General features: G+C 68.6%; 19 protein-coding genes. 11 read left to right on the forward strand and 8 right to left on the reverse strand.

Annotated features, from left to right (window positions below; genetic code table 11):
• The first annotated feature begins 107 nt into the window (after positions 1 to 107).
• On the forward strand, positions 108 to 2,393 hold the full coding sequence (locus QE449_RS12825) for an ATP-binding domain-containing protein (RefSeq protein WP_222638620.1): 2,286 nt from the start codon (positions 108 to 110) through the stop codon (positions 2,391 to 2,393).
• 56 nt (positions 2,394 to 2,449) lie between these two features.
• Here QE449_RS12825 and QE449_RS12830 read toward each other — a convergent pair whose 3' ends face one another.
• Complete coding sequence (locus QE449_RS12830) at positions 2,450 to 2,902, reverse strand: universal stress protein (RefSeq protein WP_027506754.1); 453 nt, start codon at positions 2,900 to 2,902, stop codon at positions 2,450 to 2,452.
• 127 nt (positions 2,903 to 3,029) lie between these two features.
• Here QE449_RS12830 and QE449_RS12835 point away from each other — a divergent pair, with 127 nt between their 5' ends.
• Together QE449_RS12835 and QE449_RS12840 are read left to right on the forward strand one after the other, a co-directional pair.
• Complete coding sequence (locus QE449_RS12835; RefSeq protein ID WP_307093181.1) at positions 3,030 to 5,918, forward strand: alpha/beta fold hydrolase; 2,889 nt, start codon at positions 3,030 to 3,032, stop codon at positions 5,916 to 5,918.
• Positions 5,915 to 6,799: an ABC transporter permease gene (locus QE449_RS12840; protein WP_027506755.1), complete on the forward strand. Its 885-nt coding sequence runs from the start codon at positions 5,915 to 5,917 to the stop codon at positions 6,797 to 6,799. The genes QE449_RS12835 and QE449_RS12840 overlap by 4 nt, the downstream gene beginning before the upstream one ends.
• 57 nt (positions 6,800 to 6,856) lie before the next feature.
• Here QE449_RS12840 and uvrB read toward each other — a convergent pair whose 3' ends face one another.
• On the reverse strand, positions 6,857 to 9,019 hold the full coding sequence (uvrB, locus tag QE449_RS12845) for an excinuclease ABC subunit UvrB (RefSeq protein ID WP_027506756.1): 2,163 nt from the start codon (positions 9,017 to 9,019) through the stop codon (positions 6,857 to 6,859).
• Positions 9,020 to 9,128: 109 nt separating this feature from the next.
• Between uvrB and QE449_RS12850 the strand changes: the two genes are divergently transcribed.
• Together QE449_RS12850 and QE449_RS12855 are read left to right on the forward strand one after the other, a co-directional pair.
• Positions 9,129 to 10,652, forward strand: a complete 1,524-nt coding sequence (locus tag QE449_RS12850) for an ATP-dependent DNA ligase (protein ID WP_307093183.1) — start codon at positions 9,129 to 9,131, stop codon at positions 10,650 to 10,652.
• Between the two features lie 23 nt (positions 10,653 to 10,675).
• Positions 10,676 to 11,197: a DUF402 domain-containing protein gene (locus QE449_RS12855; RefSeq protein WP_307093185.1), complete on the forward strand. Its 522-nt coding sequence runs from the start codon at positions 10,676 to 10,678 to the stop codon at positions 11,195 to 11,197.
• Between the two features lie 7 nt (positions 11,198 to 11,204).
• Here QE449_RS12855 and coaE read toward each other — a convergent pair whose 3' ends face one another.
• Positions 11,205 to 12,422, reverse strand: a complete 1,218-nt coding sequence (gene coaE, locus QE449_RS12860) for a dephospho-CoA kinase (RefSeq protein ID WP_307093187.1) — start codon at positions 12,420 to 12,422, stop codon at positions 11,205 to 11,207.
• A 169-nt stretch (positions 12,423 to 12,591) separates the two neighbouring features.
• On the opposite strand from coaE, the gene QE449_RS12865 reads away from it, so the two are divergent.
• Positions 12,592 to 12,822 carry a hypothetical protein gene (locus QE449_RS12865; RefSeq protein ID WP_081821417.1) on the forward strand — a complete coding sequence of 77 codons (231 nt, stop codon included), beginning with the start codon at positions 12,592 to 12,594 and terminating at the stop codon, positions 12,820 to 12,822.
• Positions 12,823 to 13,024: 202 nt separating this feature from the next.
• On the opposite strand, the gene rpsA is transcribed toward QE449_RS12865, so the two are convergent.
• Positions 13,025 to 14,503 carry a 30S ribosomal protein S1 gene (gene rpsA, locus QE449_RS12870; RefSeq protein ID WP_027506761.1) on the reverse strand — a complete coding sequence of 493 codons (1,479 nt, stop codon included), beginning with the start codon at positions 14,501 to 14,503 and terminating at the stop codon, positions 13,025 to 13,027.
• A gap of 356 nt (positions 14,504 to 14,859) precedes the next feature.
• Here rpsA and QE449_RS12875 point away from each other — a divergent pair, with 356 nt between their 5' ends.
• On the forward strand, positions 14,860 to 15,672 hold the full coding sequence (locus QE449_RS12875) for a class I SAM-dependent methyltransferase (protein ID WP_037186791.1): 813 nt from the start codon (positions 14,860 to 14,862) through the stop codon (positions 15,670 to 15,672).
• A 4-nt stretch (positions 15,673 to 15,676) separates the two neighbouring features.
• On the opposite strand, the gene QE449_RS12880 is transcribed toward QE449_RS12875, so the two are convergent.
• Positions 15,677 to 16,813, reverse strand: a complete 1,137-nt coding sequence (locus QE449_RS12880) for an isocitrate/isopropylmalate dehydrogenase family protein (protein WP_307108924.1) — start codon at positions 16,811 to 16,813, stop codon at positions 15,677 to 15,679.
• A 20-nt stretch (positions 16,814 to 16,833) separates the two neighbouring features.
• Between QE449_RS12880 and QE449_RS12885 the strand changes: the two genes are divergently transcribed.
• A complete protein-coding gene (locus QE449_RS12885; protein ID WP_027506763.1) occupies positions 16,834 to 17,376 on the forward strand; it encodes a 2'-5' RNA ligase family protein in 543 nt (180 codons plus the stop codon).
• On the opposite strand, the gene QE449_RS12890 is transcribed toward QE449_RS12885, so the two are convergent.
• Both QE449_RS12890 and QE449_RS12895 read right to left on the reverse strand, forming a co-directional pair.
• A complete protein-coding gene (locus QE449_RS12890) occupies positions 17,366 to 18,259 on the reverse strand; it encodes a DMT family transporter (protein ID WP_268788575.1) in 894 nt (297 codons plus the stop codon). The two genes, QE449_RS12885 and QE449_RS12890, sit on opposite strands and share 11 nt — an antisense overlap.
• Before the next feature lie 2 nt (positions 18,260 to 18,261).
• The gene (locus QE449_RS12895) at positions 18,262 to 18,387 is read right to left on the reverse strand and encodes a hypothetical protein (protein ID WP_261769712.1); all 126 of its coding nucleotides are present in this window, start codon (positions 18,385 to 18,387) and stop codon (positions 18,262 to 18,264) included.
• Between the two features lie 83 nt (positions 18,388 to 18,470).
• Here QE449_RS12895 and QE449_RS12900 point away from each other — a divergent pair, with 83 nt between their 5' ends.
• Both QE449_RS12900 and trxA read left to right on the forward strand, forming a co-directional pair.
• Positions 18,471 to 19,469: a GlxA family transcriptional regulator gene (locus QE449_RS12900; RefSeq protein ID WP_027506765.1), complete on the forward strand. Its 999-nt coding sequence runs from the start codon at positions 18,471 to 18,473 to the stop codon at positions 19,467 to 19,469.
• 103 nt (positions 19,470 to 19,572) lie between these two features.
• The gene (trxA, locus tag QE449_RS12905; RefSeq protein WP_027506766.1) at positions 19,573 to 19,944 is read left to right on the forward strand and encodes a thioredoxin; all 372 of its coding nucleotides are present in this window, start codon (positions 19,573 to 19,575) and stop codon (positions 19,942 to 19,944) included.
• Between the two features lie 81 nt (positions 19,945 to 20,025).
• Here the strand turns inward: trxA and polA are convergent, their stop codons facing one another.
• Entirely contained in the window at positions 20,026 to 22,689 is a 2,664-nt protein-coding gene (gene polA, locus QE449_RS12910) for a DNA polymerase I (RefSeq protein WP_056447950.1), read from the reverse strand.
• Between the two features lie 215 nt (positions 22,690 to 22,904).
• Between polA and QE449_RS12915 the strand changes: the two genes are divergently transcribed.
• Positions 22,905 to 24,287, forward strand: a complete 1,383-nt coding sequence (locus tag QE449_RS12915; RefSeq protein WP_027506768.1) for a branched-chain amino acid ABC transporter permease — start codon at positions 22,905 to 22,907, stop codon at positions 24,285 to 24,287.

Here is a 24,287-nt window from a genome sequence, read left to right on the forward strand (position 1 = left end):
CGGCCGTTGCCGTCGGGAGCCCGTAGACTTTTCTGGCGCTTCCGTGCGCCGACGAGAGGTGCACGACCACCCTCGTCACCCCGCCCCACTCGCGTACAGGAGACCATGTGCCGGATCAGGGCACCCCGACAGATCTGCACGACGCCGACCTCGATCAGGAACAACAGCGCGTCACCCTGCTCTACGACCGCCTCGACGCTCTGCGGACCTATGCACGGTCCCGGCTGAGCGCCGTCCTGCTCCAGACGGGCGGGACACCGCAGGCGCGCAGCGAACGCGAGTCCTACTCGGCTCTCTACAACGACGACATCGCGAAGTACGACGCGTCCGAGAACGGTCTGTGCTTCGGCCGGATCGACGTCGAGGACGACGCGCCGCGCTACATCGGTCGTGTCGGCATCCTCGACGAGGACGACGACTACCAGTCGTTGCTCTACGACTGGCGCGCCCCGCTGGCCCGCCCGTTCTACCTGGCCACGCCCGCCGCCCCCGAGGGCGTCGTACGCCGTCGCCACATCCGGACGCGCAGTCGTCGCGTCACCGGGGTGGCGGACGAGTACCTGGACCTGCGGACGGCGCAGGACGCCGGCGTCGCCACCGGGTCGGACGGTGTGGCCGGAGAGAGCGCTCTGCTGTCCGCGCTCAACGCCGCGCGCACGGGACAGATGAACGACATCGTCGAGACGATCCAGCGCGAGCAGGACGACATCATCCGGTCCACGCATCGCAGCGTCCTGGTGGTGCAGGGTGGTCCCGGTACCGGCAAGACGGCGGTGGCCCTGCACCGCGCCGCCTACCTGCTGTACACGTACCGCAAGCAGCTGGACAAGAGCGGCGTGCTGATCATCGGACCGAACAGCACCTTCCTCGACTACATCGGCCAGGTGCTGCCCTCCCTGGGCGAGACGGGGGTGCTGCTGTCGACCATCGGGGATCTGTACCCGGGTGTCGACGCGAGCCGCGAGGACTCCGCGCGCGCGGCGGAACTCAAGGGCTCCCTCGACATCGTCGACGTCCTGATCGCCGCCGTGCGCGACCGTCAGGAACTTCCGTCGGAGCCGGTGTCGGTCGACTTCGACACCTACACATTGCGGATCGACCGCAAGATGGTCACGCGCGCACGGGGACGAGCGCGGTCCTCGCGTCGACCCCACAACCTCGCTCGACCGATCTTCGTGTCCACCATGATCGATCTGCTCGCCGACCAGTTCGCCGCCATCGTGGGCGGTGACGTGCTCGACGGGTCGAATCTGCTGAGCCGTGACGACATAGCCGATATCCGCGACGAGATGCGGGAGAGCCCCGAACTGATGGGTGCGATCGGCGCGCTGTGGCCGGAGCTGTCCGCCCAGGACGTTCTCGCCGGGCTGCTGGCCTCGGCCGAACGGCTGCGGACGGCCGCACCGGGGTGGGACCCCGAGGACCGTGCCGCCCTCGAACGGTCGGACGACGGACGCTTCAGCGGTGCCGACGCTCCCCTGCTCGACGAGCTCGCCGAGCTCCTGGGTATCGACGACGCTGCGGAACGCGAACGGGAACAGCGTCGCTGGCGCGCCCAGATCGAGGACGCCCAGGGCGCTCTCGACATCCTGACCGGATCGGCACCGCAGGATCTCGAGGACGAACTCGATCCGGAGATCCTCATGGCGTACGACCTCATCGACGCCGACAGACTCGCCCAGCGTCAGGGGCACGGACGCCGGTTGACGGCGGCCGAACGCGCGGCCGGCGACCGCACGTGGACCTACGGCCACGTCATCGTCGACGAGGCGCAGGAACTCTCGCAGATGGCGTGGCGGATGGTCATGCGCCGCATACCCAATCGATGGATGACCCTCGTGGGCGACGTGGCCCAGACGGGCGACACGGCGGGTGCCTCGTCCTGGCAGGACGTCCTGGGCCCCTATGTGGCGCAACGGTGGAAGCTGACCGAACTCACCGTGAACTACCGCACCCCCGCGGCGATCATGGAGATCGCCCGGCGAGTTCTCTCGACGCTCGACCCGGCCGCATCGATCCCGCGGTCGGTGCGGGACAACGGTGAGACGCCGTGGGCGCATCGAGTCACGGAGGACGATCTGGTGTCGGCGGTCGAACGCCACGTCGCCGCGCATCCGCGCCCGGGGATGTCGGCGGTGCTGGCACCCGCGGACATCGCCGCGCGGCTCGCACACCTGGGGGCCGACGACGTCCGGGTGTGCACGGTGCGCGACGCGAAGGGACTCGAGTTCGACTCGGTGCTCATCGTGGAACCCGCACGGATCGTGGACGACTCGGCCCGCGGCCTGAACGATCTGTACGTCGCGCTCACGCGCGCGACACAGCGGCTGGGAATCGTCCACACATCGCCGCTACCGGACGTGATGGGACCCATCGCCCCCGTGACGCAGTGATGCCGTCACGGCACGAACGGATCGTGCCGTGACGGCATCCAGCGGTGGTTCGAGCGTCAGTGCGTGGTGTGCACGATCAACACGTCGCAGCGCGCCTTGCGAGCCGCATCGGACGGAACCGAGCCGAGCAGGCGGCCGGTGAGCGAGTTCAGTCCACGGTTCCCCACCACGAGCAGATCCGCCTTCACCTCGCCGACGAGCTCGAGCAGCGAGTCGACGGGGTTGCCCACCACGGGACGCTCCTCGATCGACGAGGCGCCGGCCGCCACCGCACGCTCCCGCGCGACACGCAGAATCTCCTGTGTCGGAGCGGATCCCGTGATCTGGTACGCGTCGTCCTTCAGTGCGTCCGCGTCCTGCGAGGACGCCTTCGAGTCCGCCGGGTAGTACGCACACGCGATGTAGAGCGTCGCGGCGGAATCGCCCGACAGCGCTGCCGCCTTCTCCACGGCCCGCAGTGACGAATCGGAGCCATCGGTTCCGACGACGACGTTGCGGTAAGCGCTCATACATTCCTCCAGTGGTCATGTCCCGACGATCATCGAGTGTCGATTCGAGACATTAGTCGCAGCGGCGACCGCCCGACGCGGCTTCCGGTCGAAAGCACGTGTCTCTCCCCTCGCATACATTGAAGTAATGCCACGACCCCGATTCCGGTTGCCCGGACGCGCCTCGACGCTCGGACGACCGGTGATCGTCGTCGTCGCGGTGCTCGTCGTCCTCGCCCTCGCCGTGGCGTCGTTCGCACTTCTGCGCGACTCGAACGGTTCCGCGTCGTCGGTGCGGACCGAGGACGCCGTCCGCACACTGCCGGAGAGTCCGGGCAGCAGTGCCACCGTCGACATCGACACGACGCTGTACCTGCCGGACACGGACGGGCCCGTACCGGCGGTGTTGTTGGCCCACGGCTTCGGCGGCGACAAGAACTCGGTGGCCGCCCAGGCACGGGATCTCGCGTCGCGAGGGCTCGTCGTCCTCGCGTACAGCGCGCGCGGCTTCGGCCTCAGCACCGGCAGCATCGGCCTCAACGATCCCGATCGTGAGGTGGCCGACGCTCGCGGGCTGATCGACTACCTGGCCACTCGCCCCGAGGTGCAACTCGATTCCCCGGGTGACCCTCGGGTCGGCGTCGCCGGTGGTTCCTACGGCGGCGCGCTCGCGCTCATGGCGGCCGGAACCGATCCTCGCATCGACGCGGACGCCGCCTCGATCACGTGGAACGACCTGAACCAGTCCCTCTTTCCCAACTACTCGGTGGCCGAGCCGTCGTCGCAGGCACCGACACCCGCCGTGTCCGAGGGCAGCGACGCCGGCGTCCTGAAGCGCGGCTGGGCCGGCATCTTCTTCGGCGCCGGTGCGGCCCCCGTTCCCGGTGGAGCCGGCGACGCTCCGACATCGACCGCCCCCGCTGGAGCATGCGGCCGGTTCGCCCTCCAGGTGTGTCTCGCGTACGCGGAGTCCGCGGTGAGCGGACAACCGTCCGAGGCCACCAGCGAACTGCTGCGTGCGCGCTCGCCCCGGTCGTTCGCCTCCTCGATCACCGCACCCACCCTGCTCGTGCAGGGCCAGCGCGACACCCTCTTCGGACTCGACCAGGCCGACGCCACCGCGCGGCAGATCGCGGCGGCCGGTGGCTCGGTCCAGGTGCGGTGGTTCGACGGCGGCCACGATGCCGGCGGGACCGACTCCACCGCGGACGGTGCGGTCGCGGACTTCCTGGTGCAGCATCTGATCGGGGACGGGACCGACTCCCCGCGCGCCGATTCGGCGTTCACGTACGCGTTGGCGGGCGATCCGACCGACCAGGGCGATCGGGCTCGCGAGCTCACCGCCGCCGCATATCCGGGGCTCTCGGACGCCACTCCGACCGAACGCCAGGACTTCCCGCTCACCTCGGCCACCGGCAACGACACTCAGACCGTCGTCCGGCCGCCCGGTGGGTCCCCGGCTGCTCTCACGTCTCTGCCCGGGGTCGGCTCCGCCTCGGTCCTCGGCGGCGCCGCGGCCGGGCTCGGCGGGGCCGCGAGCGCACTCCTGACGGGCGACATCCCGGGACAGACCGCGTCGTTCGTCACGGAGCCGCTCGACTCGTCGTACACGATCGTCGGTACGTCGTCGGTGTCCGTCACCGTCGGTCCGACCACCTCGCCGAGCGGCACCGTGCTCTTCGCCAAGCTGTACGACGTGTCCGACGACGGTCGACGCACTCTGCCCAACGGCCTGGTGTCCGCGGTGCGGGTCCCCCCGTCCGACCAGCCCTCCGCGGTGAACGTCACGTTGCCGGGCATGGCATACCAGGTCGCCGCCGGGAATCGCGTCGAGGTGGCGTTCTCCACCACCGACCAGGCCTACGCCGTCCCGCTCGAGCCCGCGGCGGTGTCGGTCACACTCTCCGACGCCACGCTCGCGCTGCCCGAGGTACCCGCCGAGAACGCGGAGTCGACGTTCCCGTGGGTCCCCGTCGTGGGCATCGCGGGGCTCGCCGTGCTGGTCGCCGCCCTCGTCGCTCTCGCATCGTTCATCTCCCGGCGTCGCACCGTCGCCGAGGTGGACGAGTCGCTGGTGGACGTCCCGCTGGTGATCACCGATCTCGCGAAGAGCTACTCCAACGGCTTCCGCGCGGTGGACGGCGTGTCGTTCCGCGTCGGCGCGGGGCAGGTGCTCGGGCTCCTCGGCCCCAACGGCGCCGGCAAGACCACCACGCTGCGCATGCTGATGGGCCTCATCACGCCCTCCAGCGGCGAGATCCGGGTCTTCGGGCACCTGGTCTCTCCGGGGGCGCCGGTCCTGTCCCGACTCGGTTCCTTCGTCGAGGGGTCCGGATTCCTTCCCCATCTCTCGGGGATGGAGAACCTGGACCTGTACTGGAAGGCGACCGGCCGACCGGCGGAGGACGCCCATCTCGAGGAGGCACTCGAGATCGCCGACCTCGGCACGGCGATCCACCGCAAGGTCCGGTCGTACAGCCAGGGCATGCGGCAACGGCTCGCCATCGCGCAGGCGATGCTCGGACTCCCGGACCTCATGGTCCTGGACGAACCCACCAACGGGCTCGACCCGCCCCAGATCCGCACCATGCGTGACGTCCTCATCCGCTACGCACAGACGGGACGCACGGTCCTGGTCAGCAGCCACCTGCTGGCGGAGGTCGAGCAGACCTGCACGCACGTCGTCGTCATGAACAAGGGCGTCGTCATCAGCTCCGGGACGGTCGACGATCTGATCGGCGCGAGCGGTCCGCTGGAGTTCCGTGTCGATCGGCCCGCCGATGCCGTCTCGGTGCTGCGAGGCATCGACGGCATGGGCGAGGTCGTCGAGGCGGAACCGGAGGGCGCGATCAAGGCGCAGCTCGGAGTGCTCGATCCCGCGATGGTGGTGCGGACGTTGGTGGGCGCCGGTATCGGCGTCTCCTCCGCGTCGCGATCGACACGACTCGAGGACGTCTTCCTCGACCTCGTGCACGACGACACCGACCGACTCCGTCATGCGGCGGAAGCATCCTCGGGGAACGGAACGACCACATGAGCGCCGACAGTCGACCGACGACCACCACCGCGGCGCATCCGGACGGCCGGGTCGCGGGGTACACCCCCGCGGGCACGCTGTCGCTACGGACCGAGCTGACGCGGCAGTTCACGCGGCGGAGAACCCAGTTGTCCCTGGGCTTCCTCGCGTTGCTGCCCGTCATCATGGCCATCGCGTTCACGGTGGGCGGGTCGGACTCCGACACCGCCAGCGGGAGCCTCATCGACCTGGGCACGCAGAGCGGGGTGAACTTTCTCGTCTTCGCCCTGTTCGTGTCGGTGGGATTCCTGCTGATCGTGGTGGTGGCGCTGTTCTTCGGCGACGCGATCGCCAGCGAGGCATCGTGGTCGAGTTTGCGCTACCTGCTCGCGGTTCCTGTTCCGCGAGGTCGGCTGCTGCGACAGAAGGCCCTGGTGTCGGCGATCCTGTCGCTCGCCGCGCTGCTCACGCTCGTGGGGGTGTCGCTCATCCTGGGCAGCGTGCTGTACGGCCTGGGGTCGCTGGTGTCACCCTTCGGCGATGCCCTGTCGTTCGGGCTGTCGATCGGGAGGCTCGCGATCGGCGTCGTCTTCATCGCGATCAATCTGACGTGGGTGGCCGGGCTGGCACTCGCCCTGTCGGTGTCCACCGACGCGCCCCTGGGCGCGGTCGGCGGCACGGTGATGGTGTCGATCGTGGCCCAGATCCTCGATCAGATCACGGCACTGGGATCACTGCGCAACCTGTTGCCCGGCCACTACTCGACGTCGTGGACGGGCGTGCTGTCACCGACGCTGTCGTGGAACGACCTGCTCGACGGCGCCTTCTCCTCGCTCGCGTACGCCACGATCTTCGGCATCATCGCGTGGCGACGATTCGCGACGAAGGACATCACGAGCTGACGACGAGGCCCGGCACCGTGTCCGTCGGTGCCGGGCCTTCTCGTGTGCGAGGACGGGTCAGGACAGGCCCGCGGCGTCCATCCCGCGCAGCTCCTTCTTGAGGTCCTGGATCTCGTCGCGCAGACGGCCTGCCAGCTCGAACTGAAGTTCGCGCGCCGCGTTCATCATCTGATCGGTGAGCTGCTTGACCAGGTCTGCCAGCTCGGCGCGCGGCATGGTCGAGACGTCGCGCCCCTCCACGACACCGCTGCTGCCGGCTCGTCCCGCCTCGCCGGGCGCCCGCCGGCCACGGCTCGCGTTGCGGCCCGATCCACCGATGTCCACGGTGGCCTCGGTGTCCTCCGCCTCCTCGTACACCTGGTCGAGGATGTCGGCGATCTTCTTGCGCAGCGGCTGCGGATCCACACCCATCTTCTCGTTGTAGGCGATCTGCTTGGCGCGGCGACGCTCGGTCTCCTCCATGGCGTACTGCATCGAGTCGGTGATCTTGTCGGCGTACATGTGCACCTGGCCGGACACGTTTCGGGCCGCACGGCCGATGGTCTGCACCAGGCTGGTCCCGCTGCGCAGGAAGCCCTCCTTGTCGGCGTCCAGGATCGCGACGAGGGAGACCTCCGGGAGGTCCAGACCCTCACGGAGCAGGTTGATGCCGATGAGCACGTCGTACTCGCCGAGCCGGAGCTGACGTAGCAGCTCGACGCGTCGGAGAGTGTCGATGTCGGAGTGCAGGTAGCGCACCCGGATACCGAGCTCGAGGAGGTAGTCGGTGAGATCCTCCGCCATCTTCTTGGTCAGCGTGGTGACCAGGATGCGCTCGTCCTTCTCGGTGCGCTGGCGGATCTCGTGCACGAGGTCGTCGATCTGGCCCTTGGTGGGCTTGACGACGATCTCGGGGTCGACCAAGCCGGTCGGGCGGATGACCTGCTCGACGACCTCACCGCCGCTCTGTCCCAGCTCGTACTTGCCGGGGGTGGCCGACAGGTACACCGTCTGCCCGATGCGCTGCGTGAACTCCTCCCACGTCAGGGGGCGATTGTCGGTGGCCGACGGCAGCCGGAAGCCGAACTCCACGAGGTTGCGCTTGCGCGACATGTCCCCCTCGTACATGGCACCGATCTGGGGCACCGTCACGTGGGACTCGTCGATGACGAGCAGGAAGTCGTCCGGGAAGTAGTCGATGAGTGTGGCCGGCGCAGTCCCGGCAGGTCGCCCGTCGATGTGGCGCGAGTAGTTCTCGATGCCGGAGCAGAAGCCGACCTGCTTGATCATCTCGAGGTCGTACTGCGTACGCATGCGCAACCGCTGGGCCTCGAGCAGCTTGCCCTTGCCCTCCAGATCGGCGAGCCGCTCCTCAAGCTCGGCCTCGATGTCCCGCACCGCACGCTCCATGCGCTCGGGCCCGGCGACGTAGTGGGTCGCCGGGAAGATGCGCACGCTGTCGACCTGGCGCACCACGTCGCCGGTGAGGGGGTGCAGGAAGTACAGCGCCTCGATCTCGTCACCGAAGAACTCGATACGGACGGCGAGTTCCTCGTAGGACGGGATGATCTCGACCGTGTCGCCGCGCACACGGAACGATCCGCGGGTGAACGCCATGTCGTTGCGGGTGTACTGCACGTCGACGAGCAGCCGGAGGAACTTGTCGCGCGGGACCTCCTGCCCCACCTCGAGATGCACCGACCGGTCCACGTAGGACTGCGGTGTGCCGAGACCGTAGATGCACGACACCGAGGCGACCACCACGACGTCGCGACGGGACAGCAGATTCGCCGTCGCCGAGTGACGGAGCCGCTCGACGTCGTCGTTGACCGACGAGTCCTTCTCGATGTAGGTGTCGGTCTGGGCGATGTAGGCCTCGGGCTGGTAGTAGTCGTAGTACGAGACGAAGTACTCGACGGAGTTGTTGGGCAACATCTCTCGCAGTTCGTTGGCCAACTGCGCAGCCAACGTCTTGTTGGGCGCCATGAGCAACGTGGGCCGTTGCACCTGCTCGATCAACCACGCGGTGGTGGCCGACTTTCCGGTGCCGGTGGCGCCCAGGAGCACGATGTCCTTCTCGCCCGCCTGGACCCGCTTGGTCAGCTCCGCGATGGCCGTCGGCTGATCGCCCGCAGGGCTGTACTCGCTGACCACCTCGAAGGGACGATCGCTGCGCTCGATGTCGCCCACGGGACGGAACTCGGAGTGCGCCAGGACGGGTTGTTCAGCTGCAAAAGCCATACCACCAGAGTAGGCCCGACCACCGACACAGTCGCCGTTCGGCGGGTCACACGACCCGGCCGCGGGTACACCGACCGTCGCTGTCGGACCTGCGCGTCACAATGGGCCCATGCTGCTCGCACGCGTCGTCGAGACCTCGGCCACGGTGGCCGCCACCCGGTCCCGCAAGGCCAAGGTCGTGGCGCTCGCCGCGCTGCTGTCCGAGTGCGCTCCCGAGGAGGTCGCCCTGGTGACGCTCTACGCGTCCGGCACTCTGCGTCAACGCCGTACCGGCCTGGGTTGGCGCAGCGTCGCCACTCTTCCCCCGGCCGCCGACGCACCGACGCTGACGGTCGCCGCCGTCGACGCGGCGTTCGACGCCGTCTCGACGATGGCGGGTCCGGGATCGCAGGCAGCACGCGCGGCGGCGGTGTCCGCTCTGTTCGGCGGCGCCACCGACACGGAACAGACTTGGCTGCGCGGCGTGGTCACCGGTGAGGTCCGCCAGGGTGCGCTCGACGCGCTGGTCCAGGAAGCCGTGGCGGCCGCGGCCGACGTCCCGCTCCCCGAGGTGCGCCGGGCCGCGATGCTGTCGGGATCCACGGTGACGGCCGCGACGGCCGCGTTCACCGGCGGGTCTGCGGCACTCGCGGAGCTGGGACTGACCGTGGGCAGAGCAGTGCTCCCCATGTTGGCCTCCAGCGCCCCCACCGTGGCCGAGGGTGTGGCGAAGGCGGCCGGTGGCGCCGCCGGCGCCGTGGCGCTCGACACCAAGCTGGACGGCATCCGTGTGCAGGTCCACCGTCGCGGTGGAGACGTCTCGATCAGCACCCGCAGTCTCGACGACATCACCGCACGCCTGCCCGAGGTCGTCGAGTTCGTGCGCGCCCTGCCGCTCACCTCCGTGGTGCTCGACGGCGAGGCACTGGCCCTGGACGAACAGGGACGTCCGCGGGCCTTCCAGGAGACGGCGTCCCGCACAGCGCAGTCGACGGGTGTGGCCGTGACGCCTTTCTTCTTCGACATCCTGCACCTGGACGGTGAGGACCTGCTGGACCGTGCGCTGCACGAGCGGCTGGCCGTTCTCGACGCTCTGATCCCGGAGGGCAACCGTGTGCCGCGGCTGGTGACGGCCGACCTCGAGGCCGCGGACTCGTTCGCGGCGTCGGCGGTCGCGTCCGGTCACGAGGGTGTGGTCGTCAAGAACCTCGATGCGCCGTACGACGCGGGACGGCGCGGCGCCGCCTGGGTCAAGGTGAAGCCGGTGCACACGCTCGACCTGGTGGTGCTCGCAGTCGAGTGGGGATCCGGTCGCCGGTCCGGTCTGCTGTCCAACATCCACCTGGGCGCAGTGGATCCTGCCGGCGGGTTCGTGATGCTGGGCAAGACCTTCAAGGGCATGACCGACGAGATGCTCGCCTGGCAGACGGAGCGGTTCCTGGCTCTCGAGACGGGACGGACCTCGCACGTGGTGCACGTGCGGCCCGAGCAGGTCGTCGAGATCGCGGTCGACGGACTGCAGCGTTCCTCGCGCTATCCGGGCGGCATCGCACTCCGATTCGCGCGCGTGGTCCGCTACCGCGACGACAAGGTGGCTGCGGACGCCGACACGCTCGACGGCGTGCGCAGCATGTTCGCGCCGCCCGCTCCGTGACGGTGCGCGGTACGGTGCGGACCATGACGGGTCTGGCACACGTGCACCCACCGAAGGTCGAGGTGTTCGACGTCGCGGGACGCACCAACACCGATCCGAAAGGTGTCGTCCGCCCGGTCGACGTGTACGAGACGACCGACTGGGGGCTCTACATGGCCCGTCCGTCGGACCATCCGTCCTTCGACTACCTGGAGTCGTGGATCGTCCCCAGCCTGGGTATCCGCGCGTCGATCTTCCACTACCTGCCCACGCATGTCCGCGACCAGAATCACTACGTCGACATCGGCGAGTTCGTCCGCGACGGGAACGTGTGGCACTCGGTCGACCACTACCTCGACATCGTCGTCCGTACCGGCCGCGACGCCGAGCTCCTGGACGTCGACGAGTTGCTCGTCGCGCACAGCACCGGGGTGCTCGACGCGCGGACGACGGAGGCCGCCATCCGTCGGGCGTCCGACGCCGTGGACGGAATCGCGGCGGCGAACCACGACGTCGACGGATGGCTCGCCGCTCTCGGCATGACGACCCACTGGGCGGATCGCTGAGGAGCGATCAGTCGGCTTTCCACCCCGTCCGAGCCGCCCATTCCACGACCTCGGGATACACAGTGTCGAAGTACGGCGCCTTCTCCCCCACGTACGCCTCGATGGCCTCCACGTACTCGCCGTGTTCCGCGGCTCGCGAGGCAGCACGGGTCTTCACGTCGAGGTACGCCTCCCGAGCGCCGGGGTCGGCGCGAAGCCGGTCTCGGAACATGAGCGCGAAGACCTGTCCGGGGTACCCGTCGACCCGGAGGTGGATGTTCACCGGTCTGCCCGGGTCGGCTGCGCCGTGCAGACGCTTCTCCCACAGTGCAGGATCGGCTTCCCCCGGCACCGCCGACGGCTTCGGGTCGTCGGCCGTGATGTGTTCGATGCGCGGAAAGGTGGCCGCCGTCAACGGATCGCGCAGTGCGTCCGCGGTGGCGAGATCCGCCACCGTCACCTGGATGTCGAGGACGTCCTTCGCCGGGAAGTCGGGAACCGCGGTGGATCCGATGTGGTCGATCCGTAGCGCTCGGTTGCCGCAGGAGAGGCGCACACGATCGATCACGCGCTGTGCCTCGGCGGGCCACATCGGGTCGGCCGGCACCACGCGGGGGGCGGTCCGGGCCACGGTCTCCGAGCGGAGGTTGGCCGCGAAGAGCTCGAGACGATCGGCCCAGAGTTCACGGACGGTGGCCTCCAACGCCTCCGGTGTCCCGGAATTGTCGAGCCACACGTCGGCGGCGGCGCGGCGCTGCTCGTCCGTCGCCTGGGCTGCGATGCGGGCGCGGGCGTCGTCCTCGTTCAGTCCACGCGAGGCCACCAGCCGTCGCACCCTCTCCTCCGCCTCGACGTGGACGACCACGACGAGGTGAAAGGCTGCGGCGGTGCGAGATTCGACGAGCAACGGGATGTCGTGCACCAGGACGCAGTCCGGCGGAGCGCTGTTCACGAGTTCGGTCGTGCGCTGCCCGATCAAGGGGTGCAGGATGCCGTTCAGAGCGAGGCGGGATTCCTCGTCCCCGAAGGCCTTGGCCGCCAACGCCGGTCGATTCAGGCTGCCGTCGTCAGCCAGGATGTCCCCGCCGAAGCGCTCGACGAGGGCGGCCAGTCCGGGCGTGCCCGGTTCCACGACCTCGCGCGCGATCTTGTCGGCGTCCACCACCACGGCGCCGAGGTCGGCGAGGGTGCGTGACACCGTCGACTTCCCCGCGCCCATTCCACCGGTCAATCCGATTCTCAACACGCACCCAGTGTCGCCGAGTCCGGCGCGCAGCGCATCAACACGCCGCGAATCACCAGTCTCAAATGCACCATGTTTCCCAACCTGTCGGTTATCTTCGAGGCGCACAACAGGCTTTCGTATTTTCTCCGGAAGGCTCCGCGAGACGGTACTCGACAGGTAAAGGACGGGCATGAACACCATTGCGGGAGAGGGAGTCGGTCGGATGCAGTCCGGACGGCACCGCCTGGGCATGTCCGACGGCGTCCACTGCATCCTGATCCCTCAGGTCGCCGATGCGCTGGCGGAACATCGCCGCAACTGGTTCACCTCGCTCATCAGCCCTGCTCGCCACAGCTTCGCGTCCATGCGCAAGCGCGGCGTGCAGATGGGCACCGGCTGGAGTGCAGCCGCAGCGAGCTGACCCACCGCACCACCGACCACACGAGAGAAGGCCCGATCCTGCGCGGATCGGGCCTTCTCTCGTGTGTGGAGCCGGTCGGGTGCCGGTGCCACGAACGGGAGAAGCCCCGAACCTGTGCGGTTCGGGGCTTCTCTCGTTCAGCGGTCGATCAGCGGATCATGCTCCGCCGGGTCGGCGAATCAGGCTCCGCCGGGTCGGCGAATCAGGCTCCGCCGGACAGCTTCTCGCGCAGAGCGGCGAGCTGAGCGTCACTGGCGAGCGATCCGCCGGTGGACTCGGGAGCTGCTGCCGCCGGTGCACCCTGTGCGGACGGGGTACCGGTCTCCGAGGAGTAGCCGGCCGCTGCGTTGGCAGCTTCCTGCGCCTCGTCGGCTGCGGTCTTCTCCATCTGCGCGGTGTGCATCTTGTGGCGACGCTCCGCCTCGGCGTAGCGGCCTTCCCACTCCTCGCGCTGCTTGTCGAAGCCCTCGAGCCATTCGTTGGTCTCGGGATCGAAGCCCTCGGGGAAGACGTAGTTGCCCTGCTCGTCGTACGAGTCGGCCATGCCGTACTTGGACGGATCGAACTCGGCGCTGTAGTCCTCGTTGGCCTGCTTCAGCGACAGCGAGATGCGGCGACGCTCGAGGTCGATGTCGATGACCTTGACGAGCGCGTCGTCGCCCACGGTGACGACCTGGTCCGGGACCTCCACGTGGCGCTCGGCCAGCTCGGAGATGTGGACCAGGCCCTCGATGCCCTCTTCGACGCGCACGAACGCACCGAAGGGAACCAGCTTGGTGACCTTGCCCGGGACGATCTGACCGATCGCGTGGGTACGGGCGAACTGACGCCACGGGTCTTCCTGCGTCGCCTTGAGCGACAGGGAGACACGTTCGCGGTCCAGGTCGACGTCGAGAACCTCGACCGTGACCTCGGTGCCGACCTCGACGACCTCGGACGGGTGGTCGATGTGCTTCCAGGACAGCTCGGACACGTGGACCAGGCCATCGACTCCGCCGAGATCGACGAACGCGCCGAAGTTGACGATGGAGGACACGACGCCCTTGCGGACCTGGCCCTTCTGGAGCTGGTGCAGGAACTCGCTGCGCACCTCGGACTGCGTCTGCTCGAGCCATGCACGGCGCGAGAGGACGACGTTGTTGCGGTTCTTGTCGAGCTCGATGATCTTGGCCTCGATCTCCTTGCCGACGTACGGCTGGAGATCGCGGACACGACGCATCTCGACGAGCGACGCGGGAAGGAAGCCACGGAGACCGATGTCGAGGATGAGTCCACCCTTGACGACCTCGATGACGGTGCCCTTGACGGCCTCGTCCTTCTCCTTGAGCTCCTCGATGGTGCCCCAGGCGCGCTCGTACTGTGCGCGCTTCTTCGACAGGATCAGACGACCCTCTTTGTCCTCCTTGGTGAGGACGAGAGCTTCGACCTCATCGCCCACGGAGACGACCTCGTTGGGGTCGACGTCGTGCTTGATGGAGAGCTCGCGAGAGGGGATGACGCCTTCGGTCTTGTAACCGATGTCGAGCAGGACCTCGTCACGGTCGACCTTGACGATCGTGCCCTCGACGATGTCGCCATCGTTGAAGTACTTGATCGTCGCGTCGATCGCGGCGAGAAAATCCTCGGCGGAGCCGATGTCGTTGACGGCTACCTGCGGCGAGGTGACGGTGGATGAGGCCATGTGGTGAGTTGCTCCGGACGGGTTGGGGTCGGTGGATGGATGTTCGGTCGGACAGACTCGTTCTTCCTGCGGACAGGACACGCGTGCTGCCGTATCTTGAGCGCTGGGAGACGAGACACGACGCAGTCCCCCCGGACACGCCACGGACCCTCGCCGACGAGCGGGAATCCGACCACGTGCACGCGAAGACAGACATTCGCGTATCGAAGACTACTCGGTGCCCCGCGCACCGAGCAAACCCGGTTACCGTGTTGCGCGTGTCCACAGAAACCCCCGGCGATCTCGGTGTTCCGGCACGTCCGACCGGGTCCACGCCCGGCCACGCTCCGGCCGCCGACGCGGCCCCCGCGGAGCCGCTGCCCGGTCGCCGCCGCGTCGACTCCCGATCCTCCGAGCGGGCGTCCCGGTCCTGGTGGGACCAGGATTCCGACGAGTACCACCGCACCCACGGCGACTTCCTCGGCGTGACGAGCGAGGCCGGCGAGTTCGTGTGGTGCCCCGAGGGTCTGCACGAGGGTGACGTGCACCTGCTCGGTGACGTCGAGGGGCGCGACGTGCTCGAGATCGGATGCGGATCCGCACCCTGCTCGCGCTGGTTGGCCAGTCACGGTGCCCGCGCGACGGGCCTCGACATCTCGGCCGGAATGCTGGCGCACGGCGCTGCGGCGATCGCGGCCCGCGAGGCATCGTCCCCCGGCAGTGCGTCACCCGCACTGATCCAGGCCTCCGCGGAGAACCTGCCGTTCGCCGACGCGTCCTTCGACGTGGTGTGCTCGGCCTTCGGCGCGATCCCGTTCGTCGCCGACTCCGCCGGAGTCATGCGTGAGGTCCGGCGCGTGTTGCGCCCCGGCGGACGGTGGGTGTTCTCGGTCAACCACCCGATGCGGTGGATCTTCCCGGACGATCCGGGCCCGGCCGGGTTGACCGCCACCATCCCCTACTTCGACCGCACGCCGTACGCCGAGTTCGATCCTGACGGCACCGCCACCTACGTCGAGCACCATCGCACGGTGGGCGACCGCGTTCGCGAGATCGTCGCCGCCGGGCTGACTCTGGTCGACATAGTCGAACCCGACTGGCCGGAGTGGCTCGATCGCGAGTGGGGTCAGTGGTCGCCGTTGCGTGGAGAGCTCTTCCCCGGCACCGCGATCTTCTGCTGCACCGCCTGACCTGTCAGAGACCACGCACCACGTGGGCGTCGACCGTCTCGAGGAACTCGCTCGTGGACGCGAGTCCCCCGATGTCCGCGGTACCGACTCCCGAGGCGATCGTCGCCTCGACCGCTGCGCGGATCCGCTCACCCACCCGTGCGTGATCGGCGGGCCCGGGTCCCGCCGCGAGGTGCTCGAGCATCGCGGCCACCGACAGCAGCAGCGCCGTCGGGTTGGCGCGGTTGCGGCCCGCGATGTCGGGGGCCGCGCCGTGGGCGGCCTGAGCCATCACCTTGGTGTCCGAGGCATTGATCGACGGTGCCGTCCCGAGCGACCCCGCCAACTCGCCGGTGAGGTCGGACAAGATGTCTCCGAACATGTTCTCGGCCACCAGGACGTCGAAGGTCTCCCCCGACCGCACGAGCTTCGCCGTGAGGGCGTCGATGTGCTCGTGGTCCACCTCGACGTCCGGGTGCCGCTCGGCCACCTCCATGCACACGTCCTTGAACAGCCCCGTCGTCAATCGCAACACGTTCGTCTTGTGCACCACGGTCACGTGACGCCGACGAGTCTCCGCGAGGGCGAACGCCTTCTCGGCGATGCGTTCGCACGCTCGACGGGTGAACACCGCCACGGCCAGGGCGACGTCGGGAGTGGGCATGAACTCCCCGGATCCGACGGCCATGTTGCGGTCGGCGTAGAAGCCCTCGGTGTTCTCCCGGACGACGACCAGGTCCATGTCCGGACTCGTCGCCCGCACGCCCGGCAACGCGCGTGCCGGCCGGATGTTCGCGTACAGATCGAACTCCTTGCGGATGCGACCACCCGGCGTCAGCTGCCCCCGCGTCTCCTCGGGGTAGGACGCGCTGTCGTGCGGTCCGAGGATCCAGGCGTCCAACTCTGCCAACGCGCTCAGGGTGCGCGGCGGTACCGCGTCGCCGAACTCGTCGAGTGCCGCACGACCGAAGGGCAGCTCCACCCACTCGACGGGCGTGGCACCCAGGGCCTGCACGGCCGCATCGACTATCTGTACGGTCCCGGGCATGATCTCGGTGCCGATGCCGTCGCCGTGCAGGACACCGATGCGGTGCGGTGCGCGGCGCGAACCGGCACCGGAGTCGTCGGACCGTGAGGCCCCGGGATGCGCTGCACTCGTCATGGCCGCCATCATTACCCATCATGGTGCAGTCGGTGGAACTCCTCCTGGACGAGCGCAGCGACGATGCGATCCGGCGCGAGTGGAACTACCTCGCCGAGCTGGGCCTGCCGAGTCAGGCTCGGCACGCGGGGGCGTCCAACCGTCCGCACGTCACCATCGCGGTCGCGTCGAGGATCGACGACGTCGCCGAGCGCCGGCTCGCCGCTCTGATCGCCGACGGACGAGACGCCGGGTCGTGGCGGTTCCCCGAGTCGGTACGCCTCGGCGGGTTGGTGGTCTTCGGCGGATCGCGGGCGGTCCTGGCCCGCTCCGTCGTGCCGACCGCGGCTCTCCTGGATCTGCACGCGCGGGTGTACGAGGCGCTCGCCGACTCGCCCGGCATTCCCCCGCATCTCGAACCCGGGCACTGGACTCCGCACGTGACCCTGGCGATGCGCGCGCGTCCCGAGGACATCGGTTCCGCAGCATCGCATCTCGTGACCGATCTTCAGGACGTCGACGCCGAGGTGTCGGCCGTCCGTCGCTGGGACGGCGACGCGAGAGCCGACTGGCTCATCGGGTGACCGGCGGCGCGGCCACCGAGGCGGCTCGGCGCCTCGTCGTGACCACCACCCCGACGATGATGAGCGCGGTACCGAGCACCGCGTTCGCGGTGACCGACTCGTCGAGCACGAGGGCGCCGAGCGCGATGCCGACGACGGGACTGAGGTACGTCACGGTCGACGCGGCGGACGGTCCCCATCCCGTCACGACGTTGGTGTTCCACAGGAAGGCCAGCCCGGTGCCGGCACAGCCGAGCGCGAGCATCGACGCGACGACGGGCACGTCGAGACGCACCGCGTCGCTCGCCACCACGGGTGCCGCGACCAGCATCATCATCGCGGCGAGACCGATCTGCATCGTCGCCACCGCCAACGACGGCACACCCAGCGGGATGACGAACCGACGCAGGTACACCAGCGCGACACCGTAGGACGCGGTGGCGCCGAGGCACGCCAGCTGCGCACGCGGGCTGCCACTCAGACCGCTCTCCCACGGCGCGAACACCACGACGATGCCGGCGAAACCGATCAGGAGGCCCGCGGCGCGCAGCAGAGTCGGCCGTTCGGCGGGAAGAACGGCGAAGGCCAGCACCGTCGTCATGAGCGGCGTCGTCGCGTTGACGATGGATGCCGTGGCCGAGTCGATCTCCTGCTCCGCCCACGCGAACAGCAGCCACGGGAGGATGCACTGCACCACCGCGAGGAACGTCGAGTGGAGCCACACGACTCCTCGCCGCGGGAGTCGAACATGCATGGGACGCAACAGGATCAGCAGTGTGGCCGCACCGAGGACGAGTCGCGCCAGCACCACCTGGACGAAGCTCAGCCCCTCGAGGCCCACCTTCATGAACAGGAAGCTCGCGCCCCACACCGCTGCGGTGGCCAGGAACTGCAGTACGAGCACGATCAGAAACGGTAGTCGCCGTGGCGGGTCACCTCGGCATGGGTGTCGGGTGTCCGATCCGCGAGTGCGAGGGCGGCCAGGACAGTGAGGAGGAGCAGGACTGTCGCGAGAACGAGGAAGAAAGTCATGCGAGAAATACGCCGTCGCAGCGGATTCCACCAACAGTGGCAGTAATGACATATTTCGTCGTTTTCCTGCCATACTGGGCGACATGCTGACGAAGGTGGTCGTCCCGCTCCTGCCGTTGACCGAGGCGTTCGAACTGGGTGTCGCGTGCGAGGTCTTCGGATTCGACCGGTCGGACGACGGACTGCCGGTCTACGACTTCTCGCTGATCGCGGCCGTCCCCGACCCGATCCGCACTCGGTTCGGCTACTCCATCGACGTCCCGTACGACCTCGATCGACTCGACGACGCGGATCTGATCATCATGTCCGCGGGTGGTACCGCGACGGCGCCGGACGGCACGTTCGCCTGCGGCACCGGTGACGGCCACGACCTCGAGCCGCTGGCCGAGAAGTTGCGCGCTGCCGTGGCGAGAGGCGCGCGCGTCGCGAGCCTGTGCACCGGCGCCTTCGTTCTCGGCGAGGCGGGACTGCTGGACGGACGTCGATGCACGACCCACTGGCGCCATGCGGCGCGCCTGGCCGAGCGCTTTCCCGGCGCCACGGTCGACTCGAACGTGCTCTACGTCCAGGACGGCAACGTCTACACCAGCGCGGGAACCGCTGCCGGGATCGACCTGTGCCTGCACATCGTGCGGTCCACACAGGGCGCCGCGGTGGCCAACGGCATCGCACGACGCATGGTGGTGCCCCCGCACCGTGACGGCGGCCAGGCCCAGTACGTCGCGGTGCCCGTCCCCACCTGCGACTCGGACACCCTCGCCCCGCTCATCGACTGGATCGCCGAGAACCTGCGCGAGGACCTCACCGTGGACGTCCTGGCAGCACGCGTCTCGATGTCGCCCCGCACCTTCGCTCGCCGATTCCAGGCGGAGACGGGCACGACCCCGGCACGCTGGATCAGCGATCAGCGCGTTCTCGAGGCGCAGCGACTCCTCGAGTCAAGTGACCTGTCGGTGGACGCCGTCGCGGACACCGTGGGATTCGGTTCCGCGGCGGTGTTGCGCCAGCACTTCCTGCGGCTACGCCGCACCACACCGCAGTCCTACCGGCGCACCTTCCGGGCGGCGCCCGTCTCGGTCTGATCGAATTCGGGAATGACGGCGCGGGTCCGCCTGTTGACGGTGGACAGAACACCATGCCGGAGCCCACGCGAGGTGGGTCGGCACTCACGACGAAAGGATCCTCGTGGCAACGCAGACCCTCACCCAGCAGAACTTCGACGAGACCGTCACCGGTAACGACGTCGTTCTGGTCGACTTCTGGGCCGACTGGTGCGGACCGTGCAAGCAGTTCGCCCCGACGTTCGAGAAGTCCTCGGAGCAGCACCCCGACGTCGTGTTCGGCAAGGTCGACACCGAGGCGGAGCAGGGACTCGCCGCCGCCGCGAACATCCGCTCGATTCCCACGCTCATGGCGTTCCGCGAGGGCGTCCTCGTCTTCGCGCAGCCCGGCGCACTTCCGCAGGCGGCGCTCGAGGACCTGGTCGGCCAGATCAAGGGCCTGGACATGGACGACGTCCGCAAGCAGATCGCGGAGCAGCAGGCCGCGGCCGAGTGACCACCGCGGGCTGACACCCGCACCACGACGGCGGGCGACGGAAGAGATTCCGTCGCCCGCCGTCGTCGTCGTGTGGTCGCCTCAGTGTGCGGCGTCGTCCCAGGTGCGACCCGTTCCCACGGAGACGTCGAGCGGCACCGACAGCTCGATGGCGTGCGCCATCTTGTCTCGGACCAACGCCTCGACCTCGGCGCGTTCGGACTCGACGACCTCGAGCACCAGTTCGTCGTGCACCTGGAGGAGCATCCGCGAGGTGAGCCCGGCCTCGACCAGTCCGAGCTGGACGTCGATCATCGCGACCTTGATGATGTCGGCCGCGGTGCCCTGGATGGGGGCGTTGAGGGCCGCGCGCTCGGCGACCTCGCGGCGCTGACGATTGTCGCTCGTGAGATCCGGCAGGTAGCGGCGACGTCCGTAGAGAGTCGAGGTGTAACCGACCTTGCGCGCCGCCTCCACGACCTCGTGCAGATAGTCGCGCACCCCACCGAACCGGGAGAAGTACGCCTCCATCTGCTCCTTGGCCTCCTCGGTGGAGATCTTGAGCTGCTGGGAGAGGCCGTATGCACTGAGCCCGTACGCCAGTCCGTACGACATCGCCTTGACCCGGCGGCGCAACTCCGGAGTCACCTCGTCGATGGGCACCCCGAAAGCGCGCGACCCGACGAAACTGTGCAGATCCTCGCCGGTGTTGAAGGCCTCGATGAGCCCCTCGTCCTTGGAGACGTGCGCCATGATCCGCATCTCGATCTGGCTGTAGTCCGCCGTCATCAGCGAGTCGTAACCCTCGCCGACGACGAAGCCCTCCCTGATGCGACGGCCCGCGGACGTCTTGACCGGAATGTTCTGCAGGTTGGGCTCGGTGGAGGACAGCCGACCCGTCGCGGCGATGGTCTGGTTGAACGTGGTGTGGATGCGCCCGTCGTCGCTGACCGACTTGAGCAGACCGTCGACCGTCACCTTGAGCCTCGTGGCGTCCCGGTGATCGAGTAGGTGCCGGAGGAAGGGATGCTCGGTCTTCTCGAACATCGACTGCAGCGCTTCGGCATCGGTGGTGTAGCCGGTCTTGGTGCGCTTGGTCTTGGGCATGTCGAGCTCGTCGAACAGGACCACCTGCAACTGCTTGGGTGACCCGAGGTTGATCTGCTTGCCGATCACCGCGTAGGCCGCCTCGGCGGCGACGCTCACCTCCCCGGCGAACTGGCTCTGCAGGTCGTGCAGATGATCGAGATCGATCGCGATGCCGGTGTTCTCGACGGTGGCGAGCACGCCGAGCAGCGGCAGCTCCATGTCCGAGAGCAGCGGCGCGGACTCGATCTCGTCGAGCTCACGGTCCAGCGCGTCCGCGAGATCCAGCACCGCCTGCGCTCGCAGGATCTCCCCCTCGGCCACCGCTGCCTGCGTCTCGTCCTCGCTGTCGAGCAGGGACAGCTGGGCGTCGCCGGCGTCCTCGATGCGCAGCTCGCGCTTGAGGTACCGCAGCGACAGGTCGTCGAGCGCGAAGCTCCGCTGCCCCGGGCGGACCAGGTAGGCCGCGAGTGCGGTGTCGCTGGTCAGCCCCGCGACGGGCCATCCGCGACCGCGCAGCGCATGCAACGCCCACTTGGCCTCGTGGAGAGCCTTGGGCCGCGACTCGTTCGCGAACCAGGCCGCGAGTGCCTGCTCGTCCTCGGCGGTGAGCCCGATGGTCTCGACGTAGGCGCCCTCCCCGTCCGCCGACGCGAACGCGACGGCCGACGCGTCACCGTCGAACGGGGACCGCGTCCCCACGACGGAGAGCCCGGTGCGGACACCGTCCTGCGTGTGCGCCTCGAGCCACTCGGCGAGCTCGCCCGGTTCGAGCGCGCGGCCCCGCACCTCGAAGCCCTCCTCCGCCTCCGGCTCGGTCGACGAGAGGGTGGCGAAGAGCCGATCGCGCAACACACGGAACTCGAGATCGTCGAACAGCGCGTGCACGCGCTCGCGGTCCCACGGCGCCAGCTGCAGCTGATCCGGTGTGTACGGCAGAGGGACGTCGCGCACCATCTCGGTGAGTTGACGATTGAGGACGACGCTGGAGAGATTGGCGCGCAGCGCGTCGCCGACCTTGCCGCGCACGGTGTCGACCTTGTCGACCAGGTCCTCGAGGCTGCCGTACTCCCGGATCCACTTGGTGGCGGTCTTCTCACCTACCCCCGGGATGCCGGGAAGATTGTCGCTGGGGTCTCCGCGCAGCGCCGCGAAGTCCGGATACTGGGCCGGGGTGAGTCCGTACTTGCTCTCGACCTCCGCCGGCGTGAACCGCGTCAGGTCGGAGACGCCCTTGCGCGGGTAGAGGACGGTCACCTGGTCGTTGACCAACTGCAGCGAGTCCCGGTCGCCGGTGACCACCAGCACCCGGTACCCCGCCGCGACCGCCTGCGTGGTGAGGGTGGCGATGATGTCGTCCGCCTCGAAGCCCGGCTCCGCCATCACCGGGATGCCCAGTGCTCCGAGGACGTCCTTGGTGATGTCGATCTGGCCCGCGAACTCGTCGGGGGTCTTGATGCGGTTGGCCTTGTACTCCGGGAACTTGTCCGCTCGGAAGGTCTGGCGAGAGACGTCGAAGGCCGCGCCGACGTGCGTGGGCGACTCGTCCCGCAGCAGATTGATGAGCATGGAGGTGAACCCGTACACCGCGTTGGTGGTCTGCCCGCTGGTGGTCTTGAAGTTCTCGGCGGGCAGGGCGTAGAAGGCGCGGTACGCCACCGAGTGACCGTCGATCAGCATCAGGAGGGGCGAGGACTCGGTTACTGGACTCACGCAGGTCAGTCTAGGGAGGCGTACCGACACGGGCGTGGTCGGCGGTCGACCGCTTCGAAACAAGACTGAAACATCGAAGAAATCGAAGCGGCCGTTCTCGATACCCGGAGCCCGATAGAGTCCGACAATTGCAAGCAGAGCCGAGATTCCTCGGCGTTAGTCGACCGTCCGAGAGGACCCCCGTGCCCCCCTCGAGTCCTCGACGGCCCGGACGAACGACGGCCACCGCCGCCCTCGTCCGCGCGCTCGTCGTCGTACTCCTCGGCCTCATCGCCGCAGCCACCTTCGGTGGAACGGCCCTGGCCCAGGAACCCACTCCGTCCCCCACTCCGAGCTCGAGCTCCCCACCCGCGAGCGGCTCCGAGTCCGACTCCGCTCCACCCGCCGACGCGGTGAACGTCAGCGGCAGCCTGAACAACGCCGGTGAACGCCTCGTCGGCGTCGACGTCGTGGCCCTCGACTCCGGAGAGTCCGAGGTGGCTCGCACCACGTCGGAAACCGGTGGGCGATGGACACTTCCGGTCTCACCCGGCAGTTACACGTTCCGCGTCGACCCCGAGACCCTGCCCGACGGTGTCTCCGTGCAGGGCGACGTCGAACGCACCGTGGAGGCAGGTCGCGCCAACACCGTCATCTTCAGTTTCGGTGAGGAACGCAGCGCCACGGTCGTCCCGTTCTACGAGAAGTTCCTGCGCACCACCATCGACGGGCTGCGCTTCGGACTGGTCATCGCGCTCGCCGCGATCGGTCTGAGCCTCATCTTCGGCACCACCGGGCTCACCAACTTCGCCCACGGCGAGTTGGTCACGCTCGGCGCCGTCGCGGCATGGGTCTTCAACCAGAAGCTCGGGATCCAGCTGATCCCGGCGACCGTCCTGGCGGTGATCGTCGGTGTGGCGGTCGGCTGGGCGAACAACGCCGGACTCTGGAGACCGCTGCGCAGACGCAAGACCGGCCTCATCGGCCAACTCGTCGTCTCGATCGGTCTCGCGATCGCCCTGCGGTACCTGATCCTCATCTTCTTCTCCGACCGCGCCGAGCCCTACAAGGACTATCAGGCGCAGGTGCAGCGTGAGTGGGGGCCGTTCGCCATCACCGACGTCAACCTCGCCTGCATCGTCATCAGCGTCGTGGTGCTCGTGCTCGTCGCGCTCATGCTGCAGAAGACCCGTATCGGCAAGGCCATGCGCGCCGTCGCCGACAACCGCGATCTCGCCGCGTCGTCCGGCATCAACGTCGAGCGCGTCGTGACCTTCGTCTGGTGCATGGGCGGCGGTCTCGCCGCTCTGGGCGGCGTGCTGTTCGGGCTCTCCGAGCTCGGCGGACGCGTCCAGTGGGAGATGGGCTTCAAGCTCCTCCTGCTCATGTTCGCCGGCATCACCCTCGGTGGCCTCGGTACGGCGTACGGCGCCCTGCTCGGCTGTGTCATCGTCGGTCTGCTGGTGCAGTGGTCGACGCTCGTGATCAACCCCGACCTCAAATACATCGGAGGATTGCTCGTCTTGATCGTCATCCTCATCGTCCGGCCGCAAGGCATCCTGGGCTCGCGGCAAAGGATCGGCTGA

Source organism: Rhodococcus sp. SORGH_AS_0303 (assembly GCF_030819335.1).
Classification (GTDB): domain Bacteria; phylum Actinomycetota; class Actinomycetes; order Mycobacteriales; family Mycobacteriaceae; genus Rhodococcoides.

What these genes read in the sequence shown, in the direction of transcription:
- QE449_RS12840 (WP_027506755.1), top strand. Translation starts at nt 5,915, where the DNA reads ATGAGCGCCGACAGTCGACCGACGACCACCACCGCGGCGCATCCGGAC.
- QE449_RS12895 (WP_261769712.1), bottom strand. Translation starts at nt 18,387, where the DNA reads ATGACTTTCTTCCTCGTTCTCGCGACAGTCCTGCTCCTCCTCACTGTC.
- QE449_RS12880 (WP_307108924.1), bottom strand. Translation starts at nt 16,813, where the DNA reads ATGACGAGTGCAGCGCATCCCGGGGCCTCACGGTCCGACGACTCCGGT.
- QE449_RS12830 (WP_027506754.1), bottom strand. Translation starts at nt 2,902, where the DNA reads ATGAGCGCTTACCGCAACGTCGTCGTCGGAACCGATGGCTCCGATTCG.
- QE449_RS12835 (WP_307093181.1), top strand. Translation starts at nt 3,030, where the DNA reads ATGCCACGACCCCGATTCCGGTTGCCCGGACGCGCCTCGACGCTCGGA.
- rpsA (WP_027506761.1), bottom strand. Translation starts at nt 14,503, where the DNA reads ATGGCCTCATCCACCGTCACCTCGCCGCAGGTAGCCGTCAACGACATC.
- polA (WP_056447950.1), bottom strand. Translation starts at nt 22,689, where the DNA reads ATGCTGATCGACGGTCACTCGGTGGCGTACCGCGCCTTCTACGCCCTG.
- QE449_RS12865 (WP_081821417.1), top strand. Translation starts at nt 12,592, where the DNA reads ATGAACACCATTGCGGGAGAGGGAGTCGGTCGGATGCAGTCCGGACGG.
- QE449_RS12855 (WP_307093185.1), top strand. Translation starts at nt 10,676, where the DNA reads ATGACGGGTCTGGCACACGTGCACCCACCGAAGGTCGAGGTGTTCGAC.
- uvrB (WP_027506756.1), bottom strand. Translation starts at nt 9,019, where the DNA reads ATGGCTTTTGCAGCTGAACAACCCGTCCTGGCGCACTCCGAGTTCCGT.
- QE449_RS12850 (WP_307093183.1), top strand. Translation starts at nt 9,129, where the DNA reads ATGCTGCTCGCACGCGTCGTCGAGACCTCGGCCACGGTGGCCGCCACC.
- QE449_RS12900 (WP_027506765.1), top strand. Translation starts at nt 18,471, where the DNA reads ATGCTGACGAAGGTGGTCGTCCCGCTCCTGCCGTTGACCGAGGCGTTC.
- QE449_RS12885 (WP_027506763.1), top strand. Translation starts at nt 16,834, where the DNA reads ATGGTGCAGTCGGTGGAACTCCTCCTGGACGAGCGCAGCGACGATGCG.